Raw genomic sequence first — 13396 nt, forward strand, 5'->3', positions numbered from 1 at the left:
TTATGCGGCCTTCGGGTCAGCGAATGGGAGTTCGGCGGTCTTCTGCTCGGCCAGCGCGAGATCGGTCAGCGATGTGGGGTATTCACCGGTGAAGCAGGCATCGCAGAATTGCGGACGCGCGTTGTCGCGCTTCTCGCGCCCGACCGCGCGGTAAAGCCCGTCGATCGAGATGAAGGCGAGGCTGTCGGCCTTGATGAATTCGCGCATCGGCTCGATTTCCATGCGCGCGGCCAGCAGCTTGGAACGTTCGGGGGTATCGACCCCGTAAAAACAGCTATGCGCGGTCGGCGGACTGGCCACGCGGAAATGCACTTCGGCAGCGCCCGCTTCGCGCATCATCTCGACGATTTTCATGGAGGTCGTCCCGCGCACGATCGAATCGTCGATCAGCACGATCCGCTTGCCAGCGACGAGCGCGCGGTTGGCGTTGTGTTTCCGCTTCACGCCCGAATGGCGCGCGCCGTCTGACGGGGCGATAAATGTGCGCCCGACATAGTGCGAGCGGATGATCCCGAGTTCGAACGGCACGCCGGAGGCTTGCGCGAAACCGATGGCAGCGGGCACGCCGCTGTCGGGCACCGGCACGACCAGATCGGCCTCGCACGGCGATTCGAGCGCCAATTGCGCGCCGATGGCCTTGCGCGCTTCATAAACGCTGCGTCCGGCAAACACGCTGTCGGGGCGGCTGAAATAGACGTGTTCGAAAATGCAGGGCCGCGGGGCCGGGCTACCGAACGGACGGACCGAGCGGATTTCTCCGGCAAAATCGACCATCACCAATTCGCCCGGCTCGACTTCGCGGATGAATTCGGCGCCCACCACATCGAAGGCAACCGTTTCCGACGCGAACAGGATCGCATCCCCCATCCGGCCCATCACCAGCGGACGAATGCCGAGCGGGTCGCGGCAGGCGATCATGCCTGCAGGCGTCATCACGATCAGCGCATAGGCCCCCTCGACCAGACGCAGCGCGTCGACCAGGCGATCGGCGATGGTGGGATAGCGGCTGGTCGCGACGAGGTGGATGATCACCTCGGTGTCCGACGTCGACTGGAAGATCGAGCCTTTGTTGACCAGATCCTTGCGCAGGGTGCCGGCGTTGGAAATATTGCCGTTATGCGCCACCGCAAAGCCGCCGCTGGCGAGATCGGCATAGAGCGGCTGGACATTCCGCAGGCCTGCGCCGCCGGTGGTGGAATAGCGCACATGGCCCGCCGCCATATGGCCGGGCAGTTCGGCGATGGCATCGGAGGAGGAGAAATTCTCCGCCACATGGCCAAGCCCGCGGCGGACGAAGAATTCCTGCCCGTCATAGCTGACGATGCCGGCCGCTTCCTGCCCGCGATGCTGGAGCGCATGCAGGCCCAGCGCGGTCGCTGCGGCAGCATCGGCGGCGTTGATCGCGCCGAAAATCCCGCATTCCTCGCGCAGCTTGTCGCCATCCGCATCAAGGAAGGGGTGTGTCATATTTGAGGGTGTCATCGGCATCACCAGACCTGTCCGCAGCATTGCTTCCGGGGCGCACCGCTCCAATGGCGATGTGACGGATCAATTACAAGGGAAAGCGGGCCGCGCGTGCCCGGCTTTTTGCTGACCTGTGTGTGACAACCGGCGGGGCAGGCAGCCCATCGCGTCCGGTGACCACGTCCTCAAGCAGCGAAGCGGTAGGACGACAAGCCCGTCCTCAAGCAGCGGAGCGGTAGGACGACAAGCCCGTCCTCAAGCAGCGAAGCGGTAGGACAACAAGGACTCACGGGATTGCGGCCTTTGCGCGCGCGCACTACAGGCAGCGTTCACCTTACAGGCGGCACTGACCCTCTCATGCTTTCCCCCTTCGAATGGATGATCGCCAAGCGTTACCTCTGGCCGGGCAAGGGCGAGGCGTTCATCGCGCTTGTCGCCGGGATATCGGTCGGCGTGGTGATGCTCTCGGTCGCGATGTTGATGATCGTGATGAGCGTGATGAACGGCTTCCGCGCCGAACTGCTCGACAAGATCGTGGGGCTGAACGGCCATGCCATCGTGCAGGCCTATGGCGGGCGGATCGACGACTGGGAAAGCGTGCTCGAAAAGGTCAGGGCAACGCCAGGCGTTACCGATGCATCGCCGCTGATCGAACAGCCGCTGCTCACCAGCTTCGGCGGGCGGGTCGAGGCGGTGTTCGTGCGCGGACAGACCGACGAGGACATCGCCGACCTCGGCGACAAGGTGGTGCTGGGCGACATGCGCAGCCTGTATGAACCTTCGGCGGTGGGCGGCGCGGGCCGGGTCGCAATCGGCACCCGGCTGGCGCAGAATATCGGCGCAAGGGTGGGTGATACCATCACCATCATCAATCCGCAGGGGCGCAGCACGCCGTTCGGCACCTCGATCCGTCAGGTGGGTTATGAGGTCGGCGCGATCTTCGAGGTCGGCATTTACGACTACGACGAGAAATTCGTCGTCCTGCCCATCGCGGACGCGCAGACCTTGCTGCTGATGGGCGATTCTATCGGCATGATCGAAGTCACCGTGGACGATCCCGATCAGGTGGGCGAGATTCTCGAGCCGGTGAAGCAGCAATTGGCAGGGCAGGCGGTGATCGCCGACTGGAAAACGATCAACTCCGCGCTGTTCGAAGCCTTGCAGGTGGAACGCGTGGCGATGTTCTTTGCCTTGAGTTTCATGGTGCTGGTGGCCGCTTTCAATATCCTGTCGAGCCTTGTGATGCTAGTGCGCGCCAAGACCCGCGACATCGCTATCATGCGCACGATGGGTGCAACGCGGCGATCCTTGCTCAAGATTTTCGTGACCACCGGCACCACTGTCGGGGCGATCGGCACCATGGCGGGGCTGGCGCTCGGCTCAATCGTGCTGTTCTTCCGCGAACCGATTGTCGACTTCATTGCCTTTACCACCGGGCAGGAAATCTGGGATCCCGAAGTGCGGTTCCTCAGCACGCTGCCATCGCGCACCGATCCGTGGGAGATTGCCGGGATCGTGGCGCTGGCGCTGACGATGAGCTTCCTCGCCACGCTCTATCCGGCGCTCAAGGCTGCCAATACGGATCCGGTGCAGGTGCTGCGTTATGAATAGTGGTGCTCCCATCGTCTCGCTCAAGGGGCTGAAGCGTTCGTTCGAACAGGGCGGGCAGCGGATCGACGTGCTGCGCGGGGTCGATCTCGACATCATGCCGGGTGAGATCGTGGCGCTGCTCGGCCCGTCGGGTTCGGGCAAATCGACCATGTTGCAAGCGGTGGGCCTGCTCGAAGGCGGGTTCGAAGGATCGATCAGCGTCGCGGGCGAGAGGGCCGAAGACCTTGCCAGCGATCAGCGCACACGGCTGCGGCGCGAGCATCTGGGCTTCGTCTACCAGTTCCACCACCTGCTGCCCGATTTCGACGCGCGAGAGAACGTGGTAATGCCGCAGATGATCCGCGGCGTTCCCCGTGCCGAGTGCGAGGCGCGGGCGGACAGCCTGCTCACCAGCCTCGGCCTCGGGCAGCGCCTGACGCATCGCCCCAGCCAGCTTTCGGGCGGGGAGCAACAACGCGTCGCAGTCGCCCGCGCGCTCGCCAACCGGCCTACGCTGGTGCTGGCGGACGAGCCGACCGGCAATCTCGACGAGGTGACCGCCGACAACGTGCTGGCGGAATTTCTCAGCCTCGTGCGGGGAGAGGGCAGCGCCGCGTTGGTCGCCACCCATAACGAACGCCTCGCCGCGCGCATGGATCGTGTCGTCCGCTTGAAGGAAGGCGTACTGATCTAGGTTGGGCTTTTGCGCGCGCATCCCGCCACTGTCCGCGCAGGAGATTTTGACCATGGCAGACCATCCCAGCACATCCGGCGGCGAGACGCTCAACACCGGCGAAACCGCCTGGAAAGACCGTGCCGCGCTTCATCCCGCCGATGGCGCCGACGGCGTGTTCGACGGGGGCAAGGCATTGCAGCGCGGCACTTTTGCCGAGATGATTCGCCATCTGGCGAACATGCCCGCCGAAACCCGCCGGAACTACGCGATCGAAAAGGCCGGCGACCGGCGATATTCCGCCGATGAAGCAATGGCGCTTGCCTCGCACCCCGATTTCCCCGCACAAGACCCCGGTTGATACCAACCCACCGGGGGAATGCATGACCACGATTGCCGATTTCACCGTCACCACCAATCGCGGTGAACCGCTCGACCTGTCGGCCAAGCTCGGCAAAGTGCTGCTGGTGGTCAACACCGCCAGCAAATGCGGTTTCACCCCACAATATGACGGGCTGGAGAAGCTGTTCCAGCAGTTCAACGACCGCGGATTCGAGGTGCTGGGGTTCCCCTGCAACCAGTTCGGCGGGCAGGAACCCGGCAATGCCGATGAGATCGCGGAGTTCTGCAAGGTCAATTTCGGCGTCACCTTCCCGCTGATGGCGAAGGTGGACGTGAACGGCGACAATGCTTCGCCGCTGTTCGACTGGATGAAGAAAGAGGCCAAGGGGCTGATGGGATCGACCTCGATCAAGTGGAACTTCACGAAGTTTCTCGTCGATCGCGAAGGCAACGTGGTGAAGCGCTACGGCCCGCAGGATACGCCCGCGAGCATCGCCAGGGACATCGAGAAGCTACTGTAACCGGTCCATCGTCATTGCGAGGAGCGAAGCGACGCGGCAATCCAGGATCTGACCTAACCGCAGATGACCCCGGTCGGCCATGGATTGCTTCGCTGCGCTCGCAATGACGCGGTGCCGGAAAAGCCGGTTTGGGGCGCTTGGCGAATCCTCCACCGATCCGCATAGTGTGCGCCATGCCCTTTGCCCCCTTCGTCCCGCTGCGCGTGCTGTCGTCCTTCTCGATGCTCGAAGGGGCGATCGATCCCAAGGGGATTGCCAAGCTGGCGAAGGAACGCGGCTATCCCGCCATCGCGATCTGCGACCGCAATGGGCTGTACGGCATCATGGCCTTTGCGGGCGCGTGCAAGGCCGAGGGCGTGCAGCCGATCATCGGGGCATTACTGGGCGTGGCGCGCGAAGGGGTGGAAGGTTCCGGCGCGCGCGCAATCGATTACCTGCCGCTGTTTGCGCAGGATGATGAGGGATACGGCAATCTGTGCCACCTCGTGTCCCGCGCCCACCTCGACCGGCCGCTGGAGCTTGAACCCCATGTCACGCTCGCCGATCTCGAAGGGCGCACCGGAGGGCTGATCGCGCTGACCGGGGCAGGCGAGGGCGGGCTGACGCGCCTGTTTGCAGATGGCCAGCACGAGGCTGCGGCGCGGCTCGCCGATGCGCTGCAATCGCTGTTTCCGGGGCGGCTATACGTCGAACTGGCGCGCGGGGGCGATCCGGTATGCGAGCGGGCCGAGGAGGCGCTGATCGATTTCGCCTATGCCCGCGACTTCCCGCTGGTGGCCACCAACCCTGCCAACTTTGCCGAGCCGCATGAATACCGCGCGCATGACGCGATGCTGTGCATTGCGCATTCGACTCAGATCGAGGCCGAGGATCGCCCGCATTCCAACCCGCAGGCCTTCGTCAAATCAGCCGCGATGATGCAGGAACTGTTCGCCGACCTGCCCGAGGCGACCGCCAACAGCATCGTCATCGCGCAGCGCTGTGCCTTCGCGCCGCCGTACCGCAAGCCGATCCTGCCCAGCCTTGCAGGCGACTTGTCGGGCGAGGCGCGGATGCTGGCGGAGGATTCCCGCAAAGGGTTGGTTGAACGGCTGGCGCCCTACTATCCCGACACCGTTCGGGCCGAGCTTGTCGAAGCCCTGCTTTTGCCTTCTGCCGAAGCACTCGAAGAACAAGAACAGTCCTTCGACATGCTCAGGACGAACGGGATCTGGGACGAGGTGCTGACCTATAAGCGTCGGCTCGAATTCGAGATCGACGTGATCGTGGGCATGGGGTTTCCCGGCTACTTCCTGATCGTGGCCGACTTCATCAAGTGGGCCAAGGATCAAGGCATTCCGGTGGGGCCGGGACGCGGGTCGGGCGCCGGTTCGGCGGTGGCCTGGGCGCTGACCATTACCGATCTCGATCCGCTGCGGCTCGGTCTGCTGTTCGAACGGTTCCTCAATCCCGAACGCGTGTCGATGCCCGACTTCGATATCGACTTCTGCGAAACCCGCCGCGGCGAGGTGATCCGCTATGTTCAGGCCAAATACGGCACCGATCACGTGGCCCAGATCATCACCTTCGGCAAGCTGAAGGCCCGCGCCGTGCTGCGCGATTGCGGGCGAATTCTGCAGATGAGCTACGGGCAGGTCGACCGGCTCTGCAAGATGGTGCCCAACCACCCGACCGACCCGTGGACCCTGCCACGCACGCTGAACGGCGCGGCCGATTTCAAGCGCGAATATGACAATGACAAGGACGTAAAGCGGCTCGTCGATCTGGCGATGCAATTGGAAGGCATGCCGCGCAATTCATCGACCCACGCGGCGGGCGTGGTGATCGGCGACCGTCCTTTGGCCGAGCTGGTGCCGCTCTACCGCGATCCGCGTTCGGATATGCCGGTGACGCAGTTCGACATGAAGCACGTCGAATCCTCCGGGCTGGTGAAGTTCGACTTTCTCGGGCTGAAGACGCTGTCGGTTCTGCGCAAGGCAGTCGACCTGCTGGGGCGGCGCGGAATCGCTATCGATCTGGGCGCGCTGCCATTGGATGATGCGGCGGTCTACGACCTGATGAAGGCAGGTAACACCGTCGGCGTGTTCCAGCTGGAATCCGAAGGGATGCGGCGCACGCTGAAAGCGGTGAAGCCGACCAATTTCGGTGACATCATCGCGCTCGTCTCGCTCTATCGCCCTGGCCCGATGGACAACATCCCGCTGTTCGGCCAGCGCAAGGCGGGCCTCGTCCCGATCGAATATCCGCACGAAAAGCTCGAAGGCATTCTGGCCGAGACCTACGGCATCTTCGTCTATCAGGAACAGGTGATGCAGGCCGCCCAGGTGCTGGCCGGTTACTCGCTCGGCGACGCCGACCTTCTGCGCCGTGCGATGGGCAAGAAGGTGCAGGCCGAAATGGACGCCCAGCGGGGCCGGTTCGTCGATGGCTGCAAGGCGAATTCGGGGATCGAGGCGAAACGCGCCAACGAATTGTTCGATTTGATCGACAAGTTCGCAGGCTACGGCTTCAACAAATCGCACGCTGCCGCCTATGCATTGCTCGCGTATCAGACCGGCTGGCTGAAGGCGCATTACCCGGAAGAATTCTACGCCGCGTCAATGTGTTTCGACCTGCACCAGTCGGACAAGCTCAACATCTTCGTCGACGATGCACGGCGTTATCCGAATGGCGATGGCGGGGTCGCGGTGCTCGCACCCGACATCAACGCCTCCGAAGCGCGCTTCAGCGTCGAGCAGACCGAGAAGGGCTATGCCGTGCGCTACGCGCTCGCCGGTATCCGCAACGTCGGCGAAAAGGCGATGGAGTCGATCGTCGCCGAACGTGAGGCGAGCGGGCCGTTCGCCAGCCTCAAGGATTTCTTCGAACGCCTGCCGCAGGGCACCATGAACCGCCGCCAATTGGAAGGGCTGATCTGTGCCGGCGCGCTCGACAGTCTCGAACCCGATCGCGCGCTGCTTAACGCCAATGCCGAGCTGCTGCTGGCGGTGGCCGATGCGGCGATGCGCGAACGGTCGAGCGGGCAAGTCGGGCTGTTCGGCGGAGAGGATGCGGCCAGCGACGATCTGCGGTTGCAGGCGTGCGAGCCGTGGAGCCGCACCGACCGGATGGCGAAGGAACGCGAGAATTTCGGCTTCTATTTCTCTGCCCATCCGGCCCAGCAATATCGCGATGTCGCCTCGGCCAATGGGGCACGCACTTACCAGAGCCTGATGGAATCGGGCGCGCCTGCGGGCGGGCGCGGCTCTGCGGTGATGGCGGTGCTGGTCGAAGGCATCACCAAGGCCCGCACCCGCAAGGGTGGCACCTTCGTGCGCGCGGATTTCTCCGACTCCTCGGGCCAGTTTTCGGCCGCCTGTTTCGAAGAGGCGCTGGTGCCGCAGTTCGAACGCTGGGCGGAGGAGGGCGAATGCCTGCTGCTGACGGTCGAACTGGACGCGCCCAGCCCGGATGAGCCGCCGCGTCTGACTGTGCGCGGCGCGCGGCCGCTGGCGGGCGTGGTCGGGTCGACGCCGATGCAGTTGAAGGCCGACATCGCCACTGCCGAAGCCCTGCTCGAACTCAAGATCGCGCTCGATGTCGAGGATGATAACGAGTTCCGCGGCAATGGCGAAGTGCTGGTGCGGATCATGCTCGAAAACGGCGGGCACGCGCAGATGCGGCTGGGCCGCAACTTCCTGCTGAGCGGCGAACTGGCCGAGCGGTTGGCCGAGGTGCAGGGGATTACCGACGTCGAACTGGCGCCATTGAAAAGCAAAGCGAGCCTGCGCCTCGTCGCCTGAGGCGTTCAGAGCATGAAAAAGGGGGCGGATCACTCCGCCCCCTCCTTCGATTATCGGGTCTGTTGAACCTTACATCCCCGAACCGGGGCCGTAGGTCACTTCCACGCGGCGGTTCTGCGGCTCGCGCACACCATCGGCGGTGGGCACGCGCGGCTGGCTTTCACCGAAAGCTTCGCTCGCGATGCGGCCATCCGGCACGCCGCGACCGGTCATGTAGTTACGCACGGACTGGTTGCGCCGTGCGGCGAGATCCATGTTGTAGCTCTGGCTGCCGACAGTGTCGGTGTGCCCGGCCAGCATCACCCGCGCCGAACCACAATTGGCGTAGGCGGTGATCGCATTGTTGAGGATGGTCGCGGCTTCCGCTGTGACTTCGGATTCGTCGAACTCGAAGAACACGATGTACGGCCCCGTATTGCACTGTGCCTGCGGCGGCGGTGCCGCTTCCGAACCGCCGAAGTTGAACAGCAAGCTCGCCAGAACCGAATGCGATTCCAACGCGATTTCGAGCGGGCTACCGCCGAACCCGTCGACATTGACGTTGTCGGCTCTGAAATAGCGATATTTCACGCCAAGATCGATATTCTCGGTCACGGCATAGCGGACCCCGGCCAGGCCCTGATAGGCGAACGTGGTATCGGTGTCGTCGGCAAGCATCCCCGTCTCCGGCGTGCTCAGCTCGAAGTCGACAATGGCAATACCGGCGCCCCCGCCCGCGAACACCTGAAAGCCGTCATCGTCGCCGATATCGACCAGGGCGTTGAGCATCCCGCTATAGGTTTTCTGCGTGCTGCCGGGACCGAAGCGGTTGCCCGCCACGAGGCCGGAGGTGTTGTTGGAACTGGTGATGATGAGCGTATCGTGATCCTGGTTCCGGAAGTTGCCTTCGCCCTCAAGCCGGAACATTCCGAAATCATAGCCAAGCACCGCGCCCGCTTCCCATCCTGTCCCGGTATTGATGCGGGCCTCGTTTTCGGGAGGCGTGCCTCGGAAAGGTTCACTTTCGACGTCTGCCTGATCTTCAAAGACGATACCGCCGTTGATCCCGGCATATACCTGACCGTCGCGTGCTTGAGCAGGCGCAGCGATGATCGCTGCCGCGCTGACAAGCAGGAATGCTGTCTTCTTCATTTCGATTTTCCCTCAGTTATTAAGTCCCCCGGTTGCGAATTGCTCGAACGCGGGTTCGGGGTGCAACGTCATACGTTGCGCCCTGCACGACATAAGTGGGGATCAGCCAAAAATGTTTCAATGACTTACGACGAATTGTGCTGGCGATTGGGTGAACCGATTGCCAAGCGGGATTGCCGGAGGCATGAATGGGCCAAACCGCCTGTCGACCCACGAGGCGGATGCAATATCAGGAGAGAGACCATGGCCGCAGGCAAGCTCGGGGCGATGCAGGACTGGACGATGCGGGTGACGCACGTGATCGATCACGCCGCGCGCGAGGCACCGACGCGCGAAATCGTGACCCGCTGGGCCGATGGCAGCGAAACCCGCACCGATTGGGCGGGTATCCGCCGCGATGCACTGAAAATGGCGCAGGCGCTGCAGGCGCTCGGCCTGAAACCGGGCGATAAGGTGGCGAGCCTCGCCATGAACCATTCGCGCCATCTGGTGAGCTGGTACGGCGTCGCGGGCATGGGCGGGGTGCTGCACACGGTGAACCCGCGCCTGTTCGACGACCAGCTCGAATACATCGTCAATCACGCCGAAGACCGCGTGCTGTGCTACGACGCGGCATTCCAGCCGATTGTCGACCGGATGCGCAGCCGCTGGCCGATGGTCGAACATTACATCTGCTACGATTCGGGCGAACACGCGCCCGCGTTCGAGGGCTGGATCGGCGCGCAGGACGGCGATTTCGAATGGGTCGGCGGGCCCGAAAACGATCCGTGCATGATCTGTTACACCAGCGGCACCACCGGCAATCCCAAGGGCGTGCAGTACGAACACCGCTCGACCGTTCTGCATGCGATGTCGGGGCTGCAGCCTGCGGCGTTCAATTTCTCCAGCGCATCGGTGATGCTCCCGGTGGTGCCGATGTTCCACGCCGCAAGCTGGGGCCTGCCCTATGCTGGCGCGATGGCGGGGATCAAGTTCGTGTTTTCCGCCGTCAACGATCCCGCTGTGCTGCACGATCTGATGCTGCGCGAAAAGGTCACCGACAGCGCCGGCGTGCCGACCGTGTGGCTGGCGCATTTCCAGTATTGCGATGCCAACGGCCTCGACCTGCCGCCGCTGAAGGCCGCCACCATCGGCGGTTCGGCTGCGCCCAAGTTCATGATCGAGCGGCTGATGAAGAACGGCACCCGCGTCCAGCACGCCTGGGGGATGACCGAAACCAGCCCGATCGGCACCGTCGGCGGGCCGACCTGGGACTGGGATACGCTCAGCTTTGAAGAGAAGGTCGCCAAGACCGCGATGCAGGGCCGCCCGATCTTCGGCGTCGAACTGCGCACCGTCGATCTCGACGACATGGCAACCGAACTGCCGCGCGACGGGCAGACCAGCGGCGCGCTGCAAATCCGCGGGCCGTGGGTGATCAGGCGCTACTTCAAGGCAGAGCGGGACGCGGCCAACAACGAAGGCTGGTTCGACACCGGCGATGTCGGCATCCTGCATCCTGATGGCACCCTGCAGCTGACCGACCGCACCAAGGACGTGATCAAGTCGGGCGGGGAGTGGATCAGCTCGGTCGAGCTGGAGAACGCGGCAGCGGGCCATCCCGCCGTCGCCGAGGCCGCGTGTATCGGAGTCCCCCACCCCAAATGGGACGAACGCCCGGTGCTGTTCGTGGTGAAGAAGGCGGGCGCCGAAGTGACCGGCGGCGAAATCATCGAGCATCTCAAGCCGCTGATCGCCAAGTGGTGGCTGCCCGATGCGGTCGAATTCGTCGAAGACATCCCCCACACCGCCACCGGCAAGATCAGCAAGAAAGACCTGCGCGACCGGTTCAGCGAGTATACCTTGGAAGCGTGAGGGAGAGACCCATGAAACGTTCGCGCATTGCCGCCCTGTTCGCGCCGATCGCGCTGCTCGCCTGCACTTCGTCCGCCGCAGCCAGCGTCATCGCAGTGGCCAAAACTCCGTGGTGCGGATGCTGTTCCGAATGGGTTGAGCGGATGGAAGCGGCCGGCTTCACGCTTGAGGTGCGTGATGTGCCCGACACAACCCCCGTCGCCACCGAAGCGGGCGTGCCGGGCAATCTGCGATCATGCCATACCGCTATGGTCGAGGGCTATGCGATCGAAGGACATGTCCCGGCCGAGGATATCCGCCGCCTGCTTGCCGAGCGGCCCGATGCGGTGGGGTTGAGCGTGCCGGGGATGCCGATCGGATCGCCGGGGATGGAACAGGGCGACCGGATGGACCGTTACCACGTCGTCCTCATCATGCGCGACGGGCACCACAAAATCTGGTCGACCCACGGCGGCCCCGCGCCTGCGCACGCACACTGATGGAGGGCAGGGAGGAAGCACCGCATGACACAATTCTACATCGATCCTTCGCCAGCCAATTTTCAGGCATTCAAAGACCTGCCGCGCGACGAGCCGATCCACATGCTCAACCTGCTGCGCTACCGCGACCACGCCGAATATCCGGAGGGCCACGAGCACGCGGGCAAGGGCTGGAGCGGGCGGGGCGCCTATCAGGAATACGGCAAGACCAGCGGCCCGATCTTTGCCCGCGTCGGCGGCAGCATCGTATGGCGCGGCGCGTTCCAGACGATGGTGACCGGGCCGGAGGACAAGGACTGGCACGACGGTTTTGTCGCGCAATATCCCAACGCGGGCGCGTTCTTCGAAATGATCAAGGATGCCGAGTACCAGAAGGCGGTGGTGAACCGCACCGCCGCGCTGGTGGACAGCCGTTTGATGCGGTTTTCGCCGGGAGAGGCTGGCGGAGGGTTCGGGTGAGCTAAATCAACCGCAACTGACCGCCCACTTCCGGCGCTATGAACCGCGAGCAATCCAGTTCGAACCGCGCTTTCCCAATCCCCGCGCGCTTGCAAGCAACCTTGAACCGCGCGCGGATCAGGTCGGGCCATACGCCCTTCGGACTGAAGCGGGTGTGGAAGTTCGGATCATTGTCGCGGCCCCCTCGCATATCGCGGACGATGCTCATTACCTTGCCCGCACGTTCGGGGTAGTGGACGGCGAGCCATTCGCGGAATAGCGGCGCGACTTCGTGGGGGAGGCGCAGCGGAATCCAGCCGACGCTTTGCACGCCCAGTTCCGCAACGCGGGCAATGATACCTTCGATGAATTCATCGGTGATCGCGGGAATGATCGGCGAGATCGAGCAATGCACCGGCACACCCAGTTCCACCAGTTTGCCCAGCGCCGCCAACCGCTTGGCAGGTGCAGCGCAGCGCGGTTCAAGCTTGCCGGATAGGACCGGATCGAGGCTCGTCACCGAAATCGCCACAGCCACCAGATTGTCGCGCGCCATCGCCTCCAGCAGATCGGCATCGTCCAGCACCCGGTCGGACTTGGTGGTGATGGTGACGGGGTGGCGCGTTTCCAGACACACTTCGAGGATCGCGCGGGTGATGCGGTAATCGCGCTCGATCGGTTGATAGGGGTCGGTGTTGGTGCCGAGCGCAATCGGCTTGGGGGTGTAGCCGCGCTTCGCCAGCGTCGCCCGCAGCAACGCCGCAGCGTTCGGCTTGGCGAACAGCCGTGTCTCGAAATCCAAGCCGGGCGAAAGGTCGTGATAGGCGTGGGTGGGGCGGGCGAAGCAATAAACACAGCCATGCTCGCATCCGCGATAGGCGTTCACCGACCGGTCGAACGGCACATCGGGCGATTGGTTGAAGGTGAGGATCGACTTGGGCCGTTCCTCGGTCACCGTGGTCCGCAGCTTGACCGGCGGGCCTCCTTCCTCTTTGGCCAGCGTCTCGACATGATCGCGCCAGTCGCCGTCCACCTCGCGCGTCGCAAGGCCGAAGCGGGTCGGCACCGCTGCAGATTGCGCTCCGCGTCCTTTGACCGTGGAATGTTTCACGTGAAACATTT

11 protein-coding genes are annotated in these 13396 nt (G+C 63.8%); 8 read left to right on the plus strand and 3 right to left on the minus strand.

All coding sequences use genetic code 11. The features are described from left to right. Nucleotides 1-1467: an amidophosphoribosyltransferase gene (gene purF, locus Q0L48_RS01165; protein ID WP_296716295.1), complete on the minus strand. Its 1467-nt coding sequence runs from the start codon at nt 1465-1467 to the stop codon at nt 1-3. Between the two features lie 354 nt (nt 1468-1821). Here purF and Q0L48_RS01170 point away from each other — a divergent pair, with 354 nt between their 5' ends. The 5 genes from Q0L48_RS01170 to dnaE all read left to right on the plus strand — a co-directional run bounded on the left by Q0L48_RS01170 (nt 1822) and on the right by dnaE (nt 8372). Continuing rightward, on the plus strand, nt 1822-3075 hold the full coding sequence (locus tag Q0L48_RS01170; protein ID WP_296716297.1) for a lipoprotein-releasing ABC transporter permease subunit: 1254 nt from the start codon (nt 1822-1824) through the stop codon (nt 3073-3075). Further along, the gene (locus Q0L48_RS01175) at nt 3068-3748 is read left to right on the plus strand and encodes an ABC transporter ATP-binding protein (protein ID WP_296716299.1); all 681 of its coding nucleotides are present in this window, start codon (nt 3068-3070) and stop codon (nt 3746-3748) included. The genes Q0L48_RS01170 and Q0L48_RS01175 overlap by 8 nt, the downstream gene beginning before the upstream one ends. A gap of 52 nt (nt 3749-3800) precedes the next feature. Beyond that, entirely contained in the window at nt 3801-4088 is a 288-nt protein-coding gene (locus tag Q0L48_RS01180) for a hypothetical protein (protein ID WP_296716300.1), read from the plus strand. A gap of 22 nt (nt 4089-4110) precedes the next feature. Continuing rightward, nucleotides 4111-4590, plus strand: a complete 480-nt coding sequence (locus tag Q0L48_RS01185; protein ID WP_296716301.1) for a glutathione peroxidase — start codon at nt 4111-4113, stop codon at nt 4588-4590. A gap of 173 nt (nt 4591-4763) precedes the next feature. Next, nucleotides 4764-8372 carry a DNA polymerase III subunit alpha gene (gene dnaE / locus Q0L48_RS01190; RefSeq protein ID WP_296716303.1) on the plus strand — a complete coding sequence of 1203 codons (3609 nt, stop codon included), beginning with the start codon at nt 4764-4766 and terminating at the stop codon, nt 8370-8372. Nucleotides 8373-8441: 69 nt separating this feature from the next. Here the strand turns inward: dnaE and Q0L48_RS01195 are convergent, their stop codons facing one another. Continuing rightward, nucleotides 8442-9503: an OmpA family protein gene (locus Q0L48_RS01195; protein ID WP_296716304.1), complete on the minus strand. Its 1062-nt coding sequence runs from the start codon at nt 9501-9503 to the stop codon at nt 8442-8444. Nucleotides 9504-9746: 243 nt separating this feature from the next. Here Q0L48_RS01195 and Q0L48_RS01200 point away from each other — a divergent pair, with 243 nt between their 5' ends. From Q0L48_RS01200 to Q0L48_RS01210, 3 genes are read left to right on the plus strand one after another with little or no spacing between them, the layout of a single operon-like run. Continuing rightward, the gene (locus Q0L48_RS01200) at nt 9747-11357 is read left to right on the plus strand and encodes a long-chain fatty acid--CoA ligase (protein WP_296716307.1); all 1611 of its coding nucleotides are present in this window, start codon (nt 9747-9749) and stop codon (nt 11355-11357) included. 11 nt (nt 11358-11368) lie between these two features. After that, complete coding sequence (locus Q0L48_RS01205; RefSeq protein ID WP_296716309.1) at nt 11369-11836, plus strand: DUF411 domain-containing protein; 468 nt, start codon at nt 11369-11371, stop codon at nt 11834-11836. A 24-nt stretch (nt 11837-11860) separates the two neighbouring features. Further along, nucleotides 11861-12295: a DUF1330 domain-containing protein gene (locus Q0L48_RS01210; protein WP_296716310.1), complete on the plus strand. Its 435-nt coding sequence runs from the start codon at nt 11861-11863 to the stop codon at nt 12293-12295. 1 nt (nt 12296) lies between these two features. Here the strand turns inward: Q0L48_RS01210 and Q0L48_RS01215 are convergent, their stop codons facing one another. Beyond that, entirely contained in the window at nt 12297-13394 is a 1098-nt protein-coding gene (locus Q0L48_RS01215; protein WP_296716313.1) for a PA0069 family radical SAM protein, read from the minus strand. Nucleotides 13395-13396: the final 2 nt, after the last annotated feature.

Origin of the sequence: Erythrobacter sp. (assembly GCF_024305245.1) — a bacterium.
Lineage (GTDB): Bacteria > Pseudomonadota > Alphaproteobacteria > Sphingomonadales > Sphingomonadaceae > Erythrobacter.